We start from the raw sequence: 16,429 nt of genomic DNA, 5'->3' as shown, positions 1-16,429 counted from the left end.
CCTGAAATCAGGTATTTTGCATATAATCGGATGTAGCGCATTCACTTCATTTTAAAGTAAAATCATTCGGGAGAATTGTTTATTTTCGCTAAGATCAATGCCAACAGCATACAGAATGAAAGAACTTATCGAACAAACAATCACGAAACAAACATGGACTCCTGAACTGAAACAAGTTCAGGAATTCTACAAATGCACCTTTGAGCAATGTGATTTTCAGAGCGCGGAACTGTTAGACCTCATTTTCACAAATTGTGAATTTAAATCGTGTAATCTTTCCAACGTCAGTCTGAAGGGCACACAACTAGATCATGTTGTCTTTAATGACTGCAAAATGCTAGGTATACACTTTAATGAATGTAGTTCATTTTCCTTTCATGTTAATTTCAGCAACTCGGTATTGGATTACTCCTCTTTTTTTGAACGAAATATAAAGAAATTTCAGTTTGATCACTGTTCGTTGCAACATGTGGATTTTGAACGAGCTAATCTGCAACAGGCGGTGTTTAGAAAAGCGAATTTGTTAAATGCCCGTTTTATACAAAGCAATCTCGAAGGCTGTGATTTTCGGTCCTCCATCAACATCCAGCTCGATCCCGAGGCCAATCGCATGAAAAAAAGTAAATTTGGTCGGGAACAGCTGCCTGGACTATTGCTTAAATATCAGTTGGCCATCGATTAAATCTCAGAATGGGGTTTGATAAGGGCCTGAAGATCGTTGCATGAGATCGGCTCGATTTCGATTTATCATTAAATAACGGATTTCAGGGATATAACACCTTACATTGAATCAGGATATTTGTCTTTCAAAGTTTAAGAAGATGAAAAAAATATCCCTATCGTTCGTAGCTATCTTGGCGGCCAGCAGCATGTCGTTTGCACAAATCAATAAAGCATTCAAGATCAACTATGCCATTACCTATTCCGTCGATCCCAGCGAAGAAGCGCAAGCAGCTCCAGTTTCTGTCTACGAAGCTTATGTTAACAATGATAAAATAAAAGTTGTATCGGCTTCCGGAGACGGCGAAGAGTCCATCTTTCTCGTTAAAAAAAATGAAGAGCAATCGGTTATATTATACCCAGGACTGGCAAAATATGTCGTGAAAGAAAATGAGCTTAGCTCACATGCGATCAAACTCGTCCCAAACCAGACGAAAATGATCGCTGGTTATCCCTGCAAACTAGCGCAGGTAGAAATTCCTATTTCGGAAGATAACGCGGAAAACAGTACCCTATCGATTTGGTATAGCGATAAACTGCCAGTCGCCTATTGGGAGGGCTTTGATCTGTTCAAAAAAATACCTGGGGCTGTGCTGCAGCTAACAACACCGCTTGGCATGAATATGATTGCGCAGAACATCACCGATAGCCAACTGGACGAAAAGGATTTTATTGTACCTGAGGATTATGAACAAGTAGCATCCATTTATGATGACGAAGAGGATGCGGAAGATAGCAACCAGATTGCTGAAAATCTCTATTTATTTGAAGATGCTGCAACTAGCCTTTTGGGGGTAAAAGACGGCGATGAAAAAACAATTGTGCCAGCACAATACCTTTACATTGCTCCATTTGTTGGCGACCTGAGTATAGTTCAATATAAAGATGAAAAATATGGTGCCATTAATCTCACCGGTAAACCAATCCTCCCCTTCCGATACGATTATTTAGGTTACGATGACCATCTTGGCCAACTGGTTTTTGGACTAAACGAAAAATATGGGGTCATGGATAAGTCTGGTAAAATTTTGATCCCAGCAAATTATGATATGATATCATTCATTAACGGGGGCTATGCTGTATTTCAAGTGAAAGATAAATATGGCATATTGAATCAAGCGGGTAAAATAATTGTCCCGGCAACGTATAGCTTTATTTCTGAAAACAATGCAACGCATTTCGTCAGCATTGAAAACGACAAGTATAATCTTACTGATATTAAGACCAATAAAATCGTTGCGCCCGACTACGATTTGATTTCAATTACCGAAGAACCCAATCTTTTCCTTGCAAGCAAAGGTGGAAAGTATGGGTATTTAGATGGTCAGGGAAAAGTTGCAATACCATTTATATACAGTGGAGCTACCTCGTTCAGCGATGGCGTGGCTTCTGTTTCATTAGCGGATTCGGACGATGTAATTTTGATTAATACAAAAGGCGAACGTGTGGAAATAGATGCTGCGGCAGAGGCAACAGATATAATTTAAACATCAGCAACCAAAAAAGGCAACAGATCTATCTGTTGCCTTTTTGGTTGCTGATCATCAATGATCAGTATAAGGTTATTTTTTCTTTTTAAACAGCATTTTGCCGATCGTAAATAAAATCACCACAATTATGCCTCCACCTAGGCCAAATAACAGCTCTTTTAGCATGCTTGGCAGAGCGGGTAGCGCGTGATGTAAGAAATCAATATAATGCGCAAATATTCCGCCTGAAACTAAAATTAAAGCAAATGTACCAACCACAGCCAATAACTTGATAACAAAAGGCAGTGCGCGGACTAAAAAACGACCTAAACTCGCTACAGGGCCTTTCTCACGGGAGGTTTTAATCAATTTATAACCCGCATCGTCCATCCGAACGATAAGTGCCACAATACCATAGACTCCAACTGTGGCTAAAAAAGCAACAAGCGAAACCGTAATAATTTGTAAGGACAAGCTTTTTCCAAGAACTGTTCCTAAAGCGATAATGACGATCTCCACGGAAAGAATAAAATCTGTCGTGATAGCCGATTTTACCTTCGCTTTTTCAACAGCAACTGAGTTTTCAGCAACGACAGTCTCTACTTTCGTTTCTTCTGTAGCATGTTTGCGGTGAAACAGGTATTCAATAATCTTTTCAACACCTTCAAAAGCAAGGTAGAAACCACCCAAAATTAAAATATATTTGATGGCAATTGGAAAAAAGACGTTCAGTAATAAAGCAATAGGTACAATGATCAACTTATTGAGCAGCGAACCCTTTGTAATTGCCCATAAAACTGGGAGCTCACGTGAAGCCAAAAAACCAGTCGCTTTCTCTGCATTTACCGCTAAATCGTCACCTAAGATTCCAGCAGTTTTTTTTGTTGCGATTTTGCTCGCCACTGCTACATCATCCATCAACGCTGCAATATCATCTAGTATTGCAAATATTCCTGAAGCCATATTTATATAAAAATTGAACGTAAAAATATAAATTTAATTCAATTTTGAACTAAAGAATTTAATCCATTTGTAATATTAAGCTACATTACATTTGATTTAAATACGTAATTTTAATACCACAAGGACAACCGTTATGAAAAATTCACTTACACTGCAGGAACAGTCAATGCTACTTGAAACACTAAAACAAAGGTTTCAGAAATTTCCTAAAAGACATCCACAGATCAGTTGGGATGATGTTGCGCATAAATTACTTGAAAATCCCAAGAAATTGTGGAGCTTGTTCCAAATGGAAAAGAGCGCTGGCGAACCCGACCTTATTCTGATTGATGCAAACAAAGAACAGTATGCTTTTGTGGATTGTGCTGAAGAAAGTCCCAAAGGAAGAAGAAGCCTCTGTTTTGACCAAAGAGCCATGGATGAAAGGAAAGAAAACAAGCCTATTGGGAATGCTGTGGAAGAAGCTAAGAAAATGGGGACTGAGCTACTAAATGAAGAACAATATCGCCAACTTCAACAATTAGGTGAATTTGATTTAAAAACTTCCAGCTGGATACAAACACCAGATGCCATCCGCAAGCTTGGAGGTGCCTTATTCTGTGACCGACGTTACAACCAAGTCTTTACCTATCATAATGGCGCAATCTCCTATTATGCCGCACGTGGATTTCGCTGCATACTTTTTCTTTAAAAGTCCCTAACCTTCAAAATTTAAAACCTATATGAAAACAATTGTAATAGCCACCCTGCTCTTTTGCTGGGGAGCTGCCCAACCGCTTTTTTCACAAGTATCTTTTCCATCGTTCTTGGAAGGGACATGGAAGGTGGACAATAAAGAGCAATACGAACAATGGGATCGTATAAATGAACACGAATTAAAGGGACTTTCCTATACGTTGAAAAATGGGCAAAAGATCGTCAGTGAATACCTAAAATTGACCAAAATAAAGGATAAAGTTGTATACACAGCACTGGTCATCGGACAAAACCATGGAAAAGAAGTCAATTTTGAGCTAAGTTATCAGGATAGTACCTATACGTTTATCAATGAGGCCCATGATTTCCCCAATTACATTCGGTACACACCAGTCGCCACAAACCGACTTCACATTGTAGTGGAAGGAAAATCGGGAAGAGCCAGGTCTTTTTATGCGAGCAGAATTGCACCGACCACGACTGAAGGAAACCCAAATTACGATCAAGAGCTCGCAAAAAAATTGGGGGCTGATGATTATGGAATGAAATCCTACATCTTTGTCCTCCTCAAAACTGGCGAGAATAAAACAACAGACAAACAATTCATTAATGAATGTTTCAAAGGTCACATGGAAAATATCAATCGTCTCGTAAAAAATGGGCAATTGATTGTTGCTGGCCCATTTGGAAAAAATGACGACAACTTTCGGGGCCTTTTTATCTTAAATAACATGGCTTCAACTGATGCGGCAAAGCATATTTTAGAGAACGATCCAGCGATAAAAAACGGCCTCTTAGAAGCTTCGTTTTACCCCTGGTATGGTTCAGCTGCCTTGGCAGAATATCTGTCCCAAGTAGATAAAATCTGGAAAAAACAACATTAGCCCTTTGGTCATGACATAGGGTTGTCATTGGCCGATCTAACTTTGGGGAAAACTAAGCGAAATGAATAATAAAATAATCCCTTCATTCAGTATAATAGGTCTTGCCATCCGTACAAGCAACCAAAATGGGCAGGCGGCGAAAGACATTCCAGAACTTTGGGCCCGCTTTTTTAAAGAAGATGTGTTGAGCCGTATTCCCAACAAGATATCCAGCGAACTCTATTGTATCTATACCGAATATGAAAAAGATCACACATTGCCTTATACGACTTTATTAGGCTGTAAAGTCAGCAATCTTGAAGAACTACCCGAAGACTTGGACGGTATTCATATCGCTGAAAACCATTACCGACATTTTACAGCAGAAGGAAATTTGGAAGATGGCATCGTTTATGAAACTTGGCAAAGGATATGGCGTTCGGATTTACCCAGAACGTATGCCGCAGACCTCGAAATATATGGCGAAAAAGCCCAAAACCCACACGATGCAAAGGTGGATATATACATAGGCATTCATTAGGGTCTTTATCGTAACAAAACGTATGTGTTAAGGTATTTATCGTTTATTTTAAACTAAATAACCCTTACCTTTGTGTCGATTTAAAGAAAAACATGATGCAAGGCAATACGACATACAGAAAAAAAGTTGTTCGATATAGCTATCTAAAATTAATTGGAAGTTCAGCGCTCGTCAGTATCGTTTGTTGTGTATTGGCATACAGCCTCAAACACAGCACAGCTTATGTACAGGAAGAATTGTTTGAAAGTGTATCTTCCTGGGATGCCAAACTTTTTATTGTTTTACCCAGCATAGGTATTACAGCGATTTACTTCTTACGGAAATACGCTTTTCAAAACAGAAAAAACAAAGGGATCAAAGAAATTTATACGACACTAGAAACAAGAAAAGACCATTTACCTTTTTTTAAGATTCCTTCACATTATATCAATGGTTTTCTAACGGTAGTTTTTGGTGGGTCAACCGGTGTTGAAGTTTCTACAGTTGTTGCATCAGCCACGGTGGGTAACCAAGCGTATAAGCGATTACATCCAGCTTGGGCTTACAAAACCGAGTTGATCTGCGCTGGCGTAATCGCTGGAGTCACCCTGTTGTTTGGAAGTGCATTGGGTGGTTTTCTTTTTGCTTTTGAGGTAATTGCACGCAGATATAACAAGACCTTGCTCATTAGCGGACTAACTTCAATGGCCCTGGCTTCCGTATTTGTCTATTATCTTGACGCAAGTCCTTTGTTTAAATTTGAGGTAAAAGCATGGCGATGGCAAGCGATCCCTTTTGTCGCTATTTTGGGATTGATTGGCGGGATTTTAGCATTATATTTTACTAAAACGGTAATTTATGCGAAGTCCTATTTTGCAGGCATAAAAAGTAATTTTATCCGTGTCAACTTGGGTGCAATCACCGTTGGAACATTTATCTTTTTCTTACCGGTACTCTATGGCGACAGCTATCATGGTCTTGGAGAGGTTCTAAAAAGCAGTCTGCATGATTCTGTCAATTTACTTTACTTTCTTCCGTTGATCCTGCTTGTTCTCTTAAAACCTTTTGTGGCTTCTCTGACGCTAGGTGCTGGTGGTGACGGCGGCGTTTTTGCCCCCAGTATTGTTACAGGTACATTGTTAGGCGTTTTGTTTGCACAGCTTTGCAACCATTATCTAGGCACACAATTGGTGGTTATTAATTTTGCCCTTTTTGGTGCTGCAGCAATGCTTTCTGCGGCTATACATGCACCTTTCACGGCGATCTTTATTATTGCAAGCCTTGTTCCTTCCGGATATTTATTACTAGCCCCCCTACTCATCAGCAGTTTTATTGCGAAAACGCTAGCTAAAAAACTATATCCTTATAACGTATACACCTATAAGGAAGTGGCGACGGCCAGGTAATCAAAAGAAATTAAATACGAAAGCGGCTCAGACATCAATCTGAGCCGCTTTTTCTTGCCATTAGTCTTCTCTGCTCCCATCATCTGCCATGCGGACAATCTTGGGCGAAAATTTTGCCACGACATCAACAAGATCTTTTTGTGAAGCCATGACAGTGTGGATGTCTTTATAGGCCATCGGCGCTTCATCCATCCCTGCTCCAAGCAGCATAACACCTTGATCTTTAAGCATCGCATGAAGGTCATGGGAAGATAAGGTTTTAATCGCTTGTGTACGGCTCATCAGTCGACCTGCCCCATGAGATGCCGATTGTATAGCATTCGACTCCCCTTTTCCGCGAACCAAAAACCCTGGTGTCGCCATGGAGCCCGGAATAATCCCCATTACCCCTTTTGCAGCGGGCGTCGCACCCTTTCGGTGTACAATAACATCTTGACCATTCCAAGTTTCCTTCCATGCAAAATTGTGGTGATTTTCAACTTTCGCCAACAATTCAGCTCCTAAAGCCAACGTGATCTTGTCATGGATCACTTCGTGGCAGGCTGACGCATAATCGCCAGCGAGATTCATGGCCAGCCAATACTCCTGTCCCTCATGGCTATCCAGGTCCAAATAAGCCAGATTTTCCGCTTGATAAGGTAACTTACACAGGGATTTGGCCAGCTTGGTATAATGTGCTGCTAGGGTAGCGCCCATTCCTCTTGAACCCGAATGTGTCAACAAACCCAAATAACTGCCGCTATCAATGTTTAAAACCTCATCTCTTTCCTCAAATTCGACTATACCAAATTCCACAAAATGATTCCCCCCACCGGAAGAGCCCAATTGGGTCCAGGCTTTATCCTTCAAGGAGGAAAGTAAACTATTCTCATTGAATAATTTGTTTTCCAGTACAGCATGATCTACGCGTTCATGTCTCAGGTATCCATTACCAGCCCCAAATTTACTGTTTCGTAGAATAATATCTTTCAGCGTCATTATATTGTGCTCCACAAATGAACCCGGTAGATCAAAGATGGACAAAGCCATGCGACAGCCAATATCGACACCAACACCATAAGGGATCACGGCATTATTTGTCGCCAGAACTCCTCCGATTGGCAATCCGTATCCTTGATGGGCGTCTGGCATCAATGCTCCGGCAACCGAAACTGGTAATTTCATGGCGATATTCATCTGTGCTTTCGCCCCTGTTTCAATTTCAGACGAACCGTAAATGGTATAATCCGCCGGGTTTTCGTTCAAGACAATTAATGACTTGTCAATTGCCTCTTGCCCAAGCAGAGCACTCGCTAAAATTCCGAAAACAGCATCATCAGAATAGCTGGTCGGATTTTCCAAAACAGCTTTAAACTTTTCAAGCATTTCTGCCCGCGTAAAACCGTGTCTTTTACTGTTGATCTTCAGTGCTACTCCCAAGCTATGATTTTCTTTATATCCCAAAGCAATTAAGTCATTGCCGTTTATTCTCTTATTTTCCATTTTCTTACTTTCTAATTTATAGAGTAGCTTTACAAATCCTCCAAAGCAGGTAACAACAGCTCTTTACGTTGCTACCTGCACCTCTTTCAATTTAATAATCTTTTATTTCACAAACAATTGTTTGAGTTGGTCAACAATCTGTCCATTTCCGGAAACCGAAATCGTATTGATCTTTTCTGCGATCTTTTCGACATATTCCATTTCCTTCAACTTAAACAACATACTGTTTTCTTCCATCAGTTTCGCCGTATTCAACAGACTCCGTGTCGAAGCGGTCTCTTCGCGACGCATGATGCTATTTGCCTGCGCCCTCTTCTCTGCAATCAACACCTGGTTCATGATGTCCCGCACATCCCCTGGTAAAATAACATCTTTAACACCGCAGGTCAACAGTGTTAGTCCCATGCTCGCAACCTGTTGTAATGTATTTTCTAAGATATAGCCTTGTATTTCAGTCTTCCGCTCCATCAGCTCGTCTAACGTCATCTGCCCGATATAGGACCGTAGGGTCAACTGCATCAACGAATACAATTGCTTCTCGTGGTCTTTATTATTCAATAGTGCTTTGACAATATCCACAATCTGATATTGCAGCGTGAAATTGATTCTGATCTGTGCTTTATCTTTAGACAAGATCTCCTGTCCTACCACCTCCAAGGTCAAAACCCGCATATCAGCTTTTGAAATCGCTATGGTTTTTGCATTCTTCCACCAATAATACGTTCCCGACTTCAAGATATCCACAAACACACCGTCTACAAAAAGCAGGGCTTTCTCATTTGGTTCAATTTTATACTGACGTACATAATAGCTCAAACTCTGTTTCTCCAACAACTGACGATTTAAAGATGCCGGAACCTCAATCTCCGCAATGTCTTCCAGTTGAAATCTGCGTTCACGCAATTCCTTCCAAAAAACATGTCTGCCGGAGGCTAATGTCTTTTCGAAATTATTATTCAAAAAAACAAGACAAATCTCCGTATCGCCCACCTCAACGATGTCAACCAATTCACTAAAACCTGCCAACTGCAAAAGCACATCGATATTACGATCGGAAGGAAATGAATGAGTAGTTGTATATTTCTCCAGTTTTTCACCAAATCCCAACCAATAGTTACCGGATTTTAAAACACGGACCACCATATTGTTTTTAATAACCAATCCGATTTCCGCTGTAGTTATCTGTACTCTTTTCATTTGTATATTCTTTTAAATTTTCATTATTGCTATTATAAAACCTGCTATTTTTTATCCCTTGACCTCAAGCGGGATTCAAAAGCCCAAGTATCCGCTTTTAAAATCAAAAGTCGGTGAACAAATACCCCATCTTATTGGTCACGACTTTTTAGTATAAATTCAAATACCACATCTTAGGAATCTCAGGCCATCAATCAATTGCATAGTCGCATGAAAACAGCGCATAAGCAGGATAAAAAGATAGCAAGCTTCTACCAAATGACCTTTTTAAAGAAGGTCTTAACTTTGAATGTCCGAATGGACAGTTCGGTGCAATACCCTTATGCTATTCCATCCGAAAATGGAAGTGGGATTCGAACCCACACGATTGAGCTGTTGTTCTACCCAGACTGAACTATCCTGATTGCTCAGGAGTAGGAATCGAACCTACGACCCACAACTATCTGCTCTGCTCTACCCTTGAGCTACCTTTTTACGGGAGAGGACTCGAACCTCTAACACGAGCACTTTCCTTTCAACTTCTCGTTTTATCAGTATATTGATTCTCATAGAGAACAATACTAACCTGCTATACTGAAACAGGTGACCAGGATGCAACTGAAGAAGAAAGGCTTCTTTAATACTTCATCAAGAAGTATATATCTTAAAGCTATTCGCTATAATTTCATCAAAGAACGTTTGTCATTGTTGACATTACAAATATCGTTGGGTTAATGCGCAGGGAATTTGCGTAGAAAAAAAAAGAAGTAAAAAAAATATAGAGAAAACATAAAATGCTGTTATACAGCAATTAAAAATAAATAATTAGCATCAGAAAGAAACAAGGGACTCTTAACTACGCAGATGTATTGCGTTTATACGCCACACGATCGGCACACAGAGCTTTGCTTTATTTCAACAAGAATGGGAAATAGGATTTTTTGGTAAATATGCTGTAGAAATATAGCGGTAATCCGTGATCGTGTTATGGGATTTATATCCTAATTTTACACCCAAATAAAAGACGATATCAAAAGATGAAAAGTTTGTATGCAACAATACTGCTGTTTTACATGCTAGCGAGCTGTATAAATCCAACGAAAAACCATAAAAGCACTGCAGTGGAACATCCTGCAAAGCAGGTTTTAATCAACGACGGCACAGGCACAGCGAAGCAAAACACGACAATTGCTCAGCATCAGCAAGCGGAAGATTGGTTAAAAGAGATTTTTAAATGTAAAAGTTCTGCATCCGGCAAATATTGTTACTATCTGGACAAAGAAGATGCCTTATGTACCAAACGCTTTCAGGCGTTCTTAAAAGATGCCAATGAAATTTACGGGCCATCTAACCTCACAGATGAAGAACTGCCCAAAGCTGAAGCAGCTTACAAAGCTAAATGGGAAAAAATCTATCCCTTATATACAGCGGAAACCTGGTTATTTGGAAGAGGTAATGACGACGCATTGGATATCAAGGATGTTAAAATCGACAAAATAACGGAGAGCAAGTTTATCGTATTTATTGATTACGGCGATAATATCCGAACCAAAAACGAGGTTCAATTGGTCCATGAGCAAGGTTCTTATAAAATAGACTACTGCAAGACGACTTTCCTACATTAACCGTAATCCCTCCTAAAAAATGAGCATGCCAATTCCCCAGACGATAAATTGGCATGTCAAATGTTCTTATTATGTGCTATTTTAATCAAGCTTGTGAACTATTGTTCCATTTGACGAGATTTCCCTGATGAATAAGCCCATGGACGGTCGAGATCCGAGAAACTGCTTCTGCTGAACAACTCGCGTCGACAAAAAGAAGGCTAGCATCATCTCCTACTTTCGGCCATACCGAATTCCCGTGGTCATCAAGCGGGATTTTGCCATTGGTCGCATAACAAAGGCAACGAGATAGCTCGAATTCAGTTTCATAACCATATAATTGCGCGGCTAGATTGGCTTTCTGAAGCATATTACCACTACCAAAAGTACCCCAATGATCCTGAACATTGTCGTTCCCCACAAAAACTTCCACTCCCGCCTTTTTCAGTTCCCGAAATGGCATCAACATATTGCGGAAAGGAACCGAACTGCATATACCGACTTTCGCTTCTGCCAGTCGTTCGGCTATGTGTTCTAAGTCTTTTTTCGGCAGGTAGCCTAAGGCGAAAGCATGACTGATAAATGTGCGTCCCTGTAATGCGGGGTTTTCCAATGCTTTATCAATCAAATATTCCATAGTTTTAACACCTGATTCTCCACCTTCATGCAAGTGGATATCGATTCCCTTGTTATTGTCCAATGCAAGTCGAACCGTCAAGTCCATCGGTTTCTCGATACTGCCGTCAATACTAAAGGGATCCAAACCACCGATAAAATCCACCTGTTCCCATTTTGCAACTTCCTCCATTAACTTCGCGGATTCTGTATAGAATAGACCATGTTGGGGGAATGCGACCAGTTCTGCAGCAAAGGAATACTTTAAATGTTCCAGTGCCTGTAACAGATGTTCCAATGACTTCGTCCCCGATGTTGGGTCTACATTAAAATGTGCGCGCGCAAAATTTGTTCCGTAGCCCTGCAATAGCGCAATCAATTTTTCGGCCCGTTCGACAGAGGTTTTCAACAATTCAGGGATGATGATCTGTTCCTTGGCAATCATATCTTTTACAGTCCTGTTTTTTGGAAATACCGCCTTCCAGGGCAGGCCGTATAAAGTTTTATCTAAATGAATGTGCATGTCACGGAATGGCGGTAAGGCCAATTTACCTTTCATGTCGAAGCCTTTTCCGTCAATCCCCGATTGCGCTGGCTCTATATTTTTTATTTTATTTGCCTCGATTTGAATATCAAATAATGCCGTTTTCGTAGCAACAATTTCTTCCTTCTCATAAAGAAAGCCTGTTTCTAGCAATACGTTCCTCAACAAATAAGTATCTTGATTTTGATTGATTTCATTCATGCTTAAATCATTTTCACCAAAGCTAAGTGATTTGGGACAATGATCCTTGTATGAATTATCACAGCTTGTGTAGAAATTATGGCTGCGCTTTAAACTGACTTGGTGTCATATTTGTATGGCATTTAAAAAACTTGCTGAAGCTTGCATTATCGTAAAATCCCAGATCAAAGACAATAGCTTTGATCGTTTTATCCGAAATTTTAAGCAAGCGCTTTGCTTCCAATAACACGCGTTCCTGAATCAAAAATGAAGCTGACTTGTGTAACACCCGATTACTTAACACATTCAGATAGTTTGCGGATATATTTAGCTTCTCGGCATAAAAAGCAACGGATTTTTCACTTTTATACCATTCATCGATAAGCTGAACAAATTTTGCCACAATCGGATTATCCTGATGTTGTTCATAATCATGATAATTATCCTGAACGATCTTGCTAATCAGAAGGGCAATTACTTTAACCCGCGCGTAAATCAATTCCCATAGGATATGATCGTCCGCTAGATCAGCTGCAATTGCTTTAAATTCTGCCGATAGCGACTGAAAGTGGATCGCTGAAAGATCAATGACCAAATGCTTTAGATAATAAGAAATAGGAAATCGCAATGCAGGTAATAAGCTTTCGAACCAACGTCTGCTGATCATGAGCTGCAATGCATGGGTCGAGTCGTCCATCTTCCACTGATGTACCTGACCTGGAAAAACGAGATGTAATTGATTACATCCAAGCGTAAAGTGATCGAAGTCTATGGTATGCGTACCTACAGACTCTTCAAATAATAAGAGAATAAAAAAATCATGTTTATGCGGCTCATTAATTTCCCGAGGACCAATAAGTTCGTGAAAAAGCAGGTCACAATCCGCAATAATCCCTTCCTGGAATTTTTGCAGATCTAGTATTGGAAAATGGTCGTTGGGTTGATACATAAACAGTATTCCAAAGATAGTATCTAAATATTAAAACAAAAAACAAAAGCTAGTGAGAGCTGGTAACAATACTAAAAATTACTTCCAACTTATGACCAGCTTAATACTGTAAACACAGTGAGTCCACAGTAAGTCCACGTTGAGTCCACCTTTTTTATGTGCAACTACCATGGCTTCATCGTACAGACATACTGCTTACAGTCCGAAGTTGATTACTAATAGGCTATAATTTTTTCTAACGAAGCCCTTAAGCTTGCCCGCAATTATTGACAGAAATTGTTACGATTATCATTATTGATTAATATCAAAAAAACGTTACTTTGAAATAGTTTATAGGGTCTGATTTAGGTCGAATGCCTATGCCTCATTTCCAACTTAAGATCGAAACATGCAAATTGAAATAGGGAGTATATTTTACGAAATAGTACTTTGGAATAAAGATTACATCCAGATTCTAGGTAGTTCATCACCCTATCGTGTATATGCTCCAGCGCATTGCGATGTTGCTTTCCTCAAAGAGTACATTAAGCTAAATCCTCCAGAAAATAAATCGGAAGATTCATCCTATTCCTATCTGGAAGATCCCTACTACCTATTTGGAAAACCTTATTTGGTCAAGATTTATCCGTCCGCAATGCTACCAACTGTTGAATTGACAGCAACGAGCATATGTGTATATCAAAAGAAGAACACAAATACCTTGAACTTACTGTACAAATGGTGCCAGGAATTACTCTACCATGAAGTCGTCAAGCAAATTGCTTACTGGGAGGAGCAATTGGATATATATGATGTGGCAACAGTAACCATCCGTAAACTACCCAAAAGTGATTTTAGAATCGTTGAAGGTGGATTTCAATTTTCAAATCGACTCATAGATTTTAAAAAAGAACACATCAATCTAATTATTCTAAAGGCTTTCTGTAAATTTGCGGATAAGACCCGAAAGGAAACAGAAGCAATTTTCAATCTATATATCCCAAACTGGAGAGATCTTTATTAGCACACTATAATAAAATGGCAGAAATTAGCATCAGAATAGCGATAGAAAAAGACAGTTTAATCATACCGTTCACCGATCAAGAGCTCCTACCATTCGTCGACAAACATCAGAAAGAAATCAATGATTACGTTATCGATCAATTGGAAGATAAAGATGGCGGCCCGCATTTAAGTGACTTTAGCGTCAACAGGCTGACTTTTTTTGCTGATCAGACAGGTGGCTCTTTTAGACTTCATTTTAAAATTGACCGTCAATTTTGCTGCAGTGATCTTTTATCTTGTCAAACGGATTATATAGACTTTAAATTCAATAAATCGAACAATACAATCACATTAACAGGAGGTTATATATCTTGGACAACTCAATAAAAGAGAGGCGAATACCCGAGCGTTATCAAGTTAATACAAGTTCATTTTCTTTCTATTGGTCGAGAGGTCTTGGCGTGGAATTGCTTCGCAAATTGCCGACTAAACCTTCGATCGCTGCTGCCGATCAATTTGTACCTTTACTCGATCAATTTGACAATAGCTGCGACCAGCTTGTCGAACAGCTCCACCTAAAAATTGGTTTCCCTCAAGGTCAACAACTGCTTAAAGATGCACTTGCAGGAAAGCCTATTGATGCCGCATACGAACCCATATTGCAGAATTTTCTACAGACATTGGATCTCAGTCCCTCTTGGTTAGATTGGGATAAAATAGAGCAAGGCATTGGCCTCAGCCAACGTTCGGGCTTATCAGGACTTGTCGTATTACGGGACTATGTCCTCATGGGGGGCTATGAATCCAGTGCCATCAATAAACCCCTAATTTTTACAGGTGCGTTAAAAAAAGGTGCTGTCAAAAGGCTCACCGAAACGGTCACCTTTTGGGTTGACGTCACAGGTAACAATGCACTGAAAAAGGGTAATATCGGCATTGAGGCCATCCTACTTACCCGATGTATCCATTCGTATGCTCGGTTAAATATTCTAAAGCACGGTCAGTGGCAAACAGAAAAATGGGGCATCCCTTTAAACACTTGGGATATGCTTGCGACCAACCTCGGATTCTCTCTTGTTTATCTAACAGGGCTAAAACGCATGAAATTCAATATATTGAAAAGCGAGGTTGATGGTTTATTCCATGTTTGGAAATTTATTGGGACATTGCTGGGCATTCCCACGCAATTGCTACCCGACACCGAGGAGCAAGCTATTGAAGCGTTATATTATTGGACGATGACCCAACAATCAGGAGATCAGGATAGTTTAGCCTTAGCAAAAGCGCTCATGGAAGAGCCCATTAAAGCAGCCTACCCCACAAACAAATGGGGACGAAAGCTTATGCGTGAAATTCATCTCTACTACAATCATTATCTATTGGGAGACTATTCGTGTTCATTACTTGGTTTAAGGAAAACGGTACTCGGTAAAATCGCTTATGTGAATATCTTAAAAAATAAAAAAGCAAATCATATGATCACCGACAGCCTATGGCGACAACAACAGATTGACAAAGGAAGAAAGATACACGAGGGTGTGAAACAAATCTATCTGAAATACAATTAACCAACATTGCGCTCGTAAGGCACCCGTGTCGCAATGGACCGTCCTAAGGTCAGTTCATCCACATATTCCAATTCACCACCAAAGGCTATACCGCGGGCAATGGTTGTAATTTTAACATCAAACTCACGCAATTTGCGATATAAATAAAAAATGGTGGTATCCCCTTCCATTGTTGCTGAAAGTGCCAGAATAACTTCTTCCACCTCACCTCTTTGAATTCGATTGAGTAATCCCTCAATTTTTAGATCCGCAGGACCAATACCGTCCATTGGCGAAATTAACCCACCCAATACATGATATACACCTTGATAGGAATTTGTATTTTCAATGGCCATCACATCACGTGTATCTTCCACAACACAAATCAAGCTTTTATCACGTTTAAAGGAGGCACATATCTCACATATACTGTGATCCGAAATATTGAAACATTCCTGGCAATACTGAATATCTTCTTTCAAGCGATCAATAGCGGCTGTAAAACGGGCTACATCCGCATCGGATTGCTTCAGCAGATGCAAAACCAGTCGTAATGCTGTCTTTTGCCCTACGCCTGGTAGTTTTCCAAATTCAGCGACGGCATTCTCAAGAAGTTTAGAAGAAAAATTCATAATGCAAATGTAAGAATAATCAGAAAAAGTAGCTACTATTAAAAAAATAGCTATATTGTATTCCTTTTTGAAAAATTGG

Annotated in this window: 17 protein-coding genes and 1 tRNA gene; 11 read left to right on the top strand and 7 right to left on the bottom strand. The window is 39.8% G+C overall.

All coding sequences use genetic code 11. The features are described 5' to 3' along the window. The first annotated feature begins 115 nt into the window (after positions 1–115). Positions 116–682 (top strand): pentapeptide repeat-containing protein, encoded by a 567-nt coding sequence (locus B3H30_RS11125; RefSeq protein WP_070564014.1) that lies wholly within the window; start codon positions 116–118, stop codon positions 680–682. A 139-nt stretch (positions 683–821) separates the two neighbouring features. Next, on the top strand, positions 822–2,207 hold the full coding sequence (locus tag B3H30_RS11120; protein WP_070564010.1) for a WG repeat-containing protein: 1,386 nt from the start codon (positions 822–824) through the stop codon (positions 2,205–2,207). Positions 2,208–2,282: 75 nt separating this feature from the next. Here the strand turns inward: B3H30_RS11120 and B3H30_RS11115 are convergent, their stop codons facing one another. After that, positions 2,283–3,152: a DUF808 domain-containing protein gene (locus tag B3H30_RS11115; protein WP_070564007.1), complete on the bottom strand. Its 870-nt coding sequence runs from the start codon at positions 3,150–3,152 to the stop codon at positions 2,283–2,285. A 133-nt stretch (positions 3,153–3,285) separates the two neighbouring features. Here B3H30_RS11115 and B3H30_RS11110 point away from each other — a divergent pair, with 133 nt between their 5' ends. From B3H30_RS11110 to B3H30_RS11095, 4 genes are all read left to right on the top strand, one after another. Then, complete coding sequence (locus tag B3H30_RS11110; RefSeq protein WP_070564004.1) at positions 3,286–3,843, top strand: DUF4256 domain-containing protein; 558 nt, start codon at positions 3,286–3,288, stop codon at positions 3,841–3,843. Between the two features lie 31 nt (positions 3,844–3,874). Next, the gene (locus tag B3H30_RS11105; protein WP_070564001.1) at positions 3,875–4,732 is read left to right on the top strand and encodes a DUF6265 family protein; all 858 of its coding nucleotides are present in this window, start codon (positions 3,875–3,877) and stop codon (positions 4,730–4,732) included. Positions 4,733–4,793: 61 nt separating this feature from the next. After that, positions 4,794–5,252: a GyrI-like domain-containing protein gene (locus B3H30_RS11100; protein WP_046673474.1), complete on the top strand. Its 459-nt coding sequence runs from the start codon at positions 4,794–4,796 to the stop codon at positions 5,250–5,252. 92 nt (positions 5,253–5,344) lie between these two features. Then, positions 5,345–6,637, top strand: a complete 1,293-nt coding sequence (locus B3H30_RS11095) for a chloride channel protein (RefSeq protein WP_286709369.1) — start codon at positions 5,345–5,347, stop codon at positions 6,635–6,637. A gap of 60 nt (positions 6,638–6,697) precedes the next feature. Here B3H30_RS11095 and B3H30_RS11090 read toward each other — a convergent pair whose 3' ends face one another. Together B3H30_RS11090 and B3H30_RS11085 are read right to left on the bottom strand one after the other, a co-directional pair. Beyond that, positions 6,698–8,119 (bottom strand): RtcB family protein, encoded by a 1,422-nt coding sequence (locus B3H30_RS11090; RefSeq protein WP_070563998.1) that lies wholly within the window; start codon positions 8,117–8,119, stop codon positions 6,698–6,700. Positions 8,120–8,221: 102 nt separating this feature from the next. Next, on the bottom strand, positions 8,222–9,316 hold the full coding sequence (locus B3H30_RS11085; protein WP_070563995.1) for a slipin family protein: 1,095 nt from the start codon (positions 9,314–9,316) through the stop codon (positions 8,222–8,224). 210 nt (positions 9,317–9,526) lie between these two features. Here B3H30_RS11085 and B3H30_RS11080 point away from each other — a divergent pair, with 210 nt between their 5' ends. After that, positions 9,527–9,709, top strand: coding sequence for a hypothetical protein (locus B3H30_RS11080; RefSeq protein WP_046673477.1), 183 nt, complete (start codon positions 9,527–9,529; stop codon positions 9,707–9,709). Between the two features lie 14 nt (positions 9,710–9,723). Here B3H30_RS11080 and B3H30_RS11075 read toward each other — a convergent pair. After that, positions 9,724–9,785, bottom strand: a tRNA-OTHER gene (locus tag B3H30_RS11075). 547 nt (positions 9,786–10,332) lie between these two features. On the opposite strand from B3H30_RS11075, the gene B3H30_RS11070 reads away from it, so the two are divergent. After that, positions 10,333–10,920 (top strand): hypothetical protein, encoded by a 588-nt coding sequence (locus B3H30_RS11070; RefSeq protein WP_286776906.1) that lies wholly within the window; start codon positions 10,333–10,335, stop codon positions 10,918–10,920. Positions 10,921–11,005: 85 nt separating this feature from the next. Here the strand turns inward: B3H30_RS11070 and B3H30_RS11065 are convergent, their stop codons facing one another. Together B3H30_RS11065 and B3H30_RS11060 are read right to left on the bottom strand one after the other, a co-directional pair. After that, a complete protein-coding gene (locus tag B3H30_RS11065; protein WP_286767216.1) occupies positions 11,006–12,259 on the bottom strand; it encodes an amidohydrolase in 1,254 nt (417 codons plus the stop codon). A 76-nt stretch (positions 12,260–12,335) separates the two neighbouring features. Beyond that, entirely contained in the window at positions 12,336–13,187 is an 852-nt protein-coding gene (locus tag B3H30_RS11060) for an AraC family transcriptional regulator (RefSeq protein WP_070563990.1), read from the bottom strand. 388 nt (positions 13,188–13,575) lie between these two features. On the opposite strand from B3H30_RS11060, the gene B3H30_RS11055 reads away from it, so the two are divergent. From B3H30_RS11055 to B3H30_RS11045, 3 genes are read left to right on the top strand one after another with little or no spacing between them, the layout of a single operon-like run. Next, positions 13,576–14,190: a hypothetical protein gene (locus tag B3H30_RS11055; RefSeq protein ID WP_070563987.1), complete on the top strand. Its 615-nt coding sequence runs from the start codon at positions 13,576–13,578 to the stop codon at positions 14,188–14,190. Between the two features lie 14 nt (positions 14,191–14,204). Then, the gene (locus B3H30_RS11050) at positions 14,205–14,558 is read left to right on the top strand and encodes a hypothetical protein (RefSeq protein ID WP_070563983.1); all 354 of its coding nucleotides are present in this window, start codon (positions 14,205–14,207) and stop codon (positions 14,556–14,558) included. Next, positions 14,543–15,739: an oxygenase MpaB family protein gene (locus B3H30_RS11045; RefSeq protein WP_236560205.1), complete on the top strand. Its 1,197-nt coding sequence runs from the start codon at positions 14,543–14,545 to the stop codon at positions 15,737–15,739. Before B3H30_RS11050 ends, B3H30_RS11045 begins: the two co-directional genes overlap by 16 nt. Here the strand turns inward: B3H30_RS11045 and recR are convergent. After that, positions 15,736–16,350: a recombination mediator RecR gene (recR, locus tag B3H30_RS11040; RefSeq protein ID WP_046673482.1), complete on the bottom strand. Its 615-nt coding sequence runs from the start codon at positions 16,348–16,350 to the stop codon at positions 15,736–15,738. The genes B3H30_RS11045 and recR overlap by 4 nt on opposite strands. Positions 16,351–16,429: the final 79 nt, after the last annotated feature.

This window comes from Sphingobacterium sp. UBA7038, from assembly GCF_002494055.1.
Lineage (GTDB): Bacteria > Bacteroidota > Bacteroidia > Sphingobacteriales > Sphingobacteriaceae > Sphingobacterium > Sphingobacterium multivorum.
The sequence above is the reverse complement of the archived record's forward strand: the minus strand, read 5'-3'. Positions and strand labels throughout refer to the sequence as shown.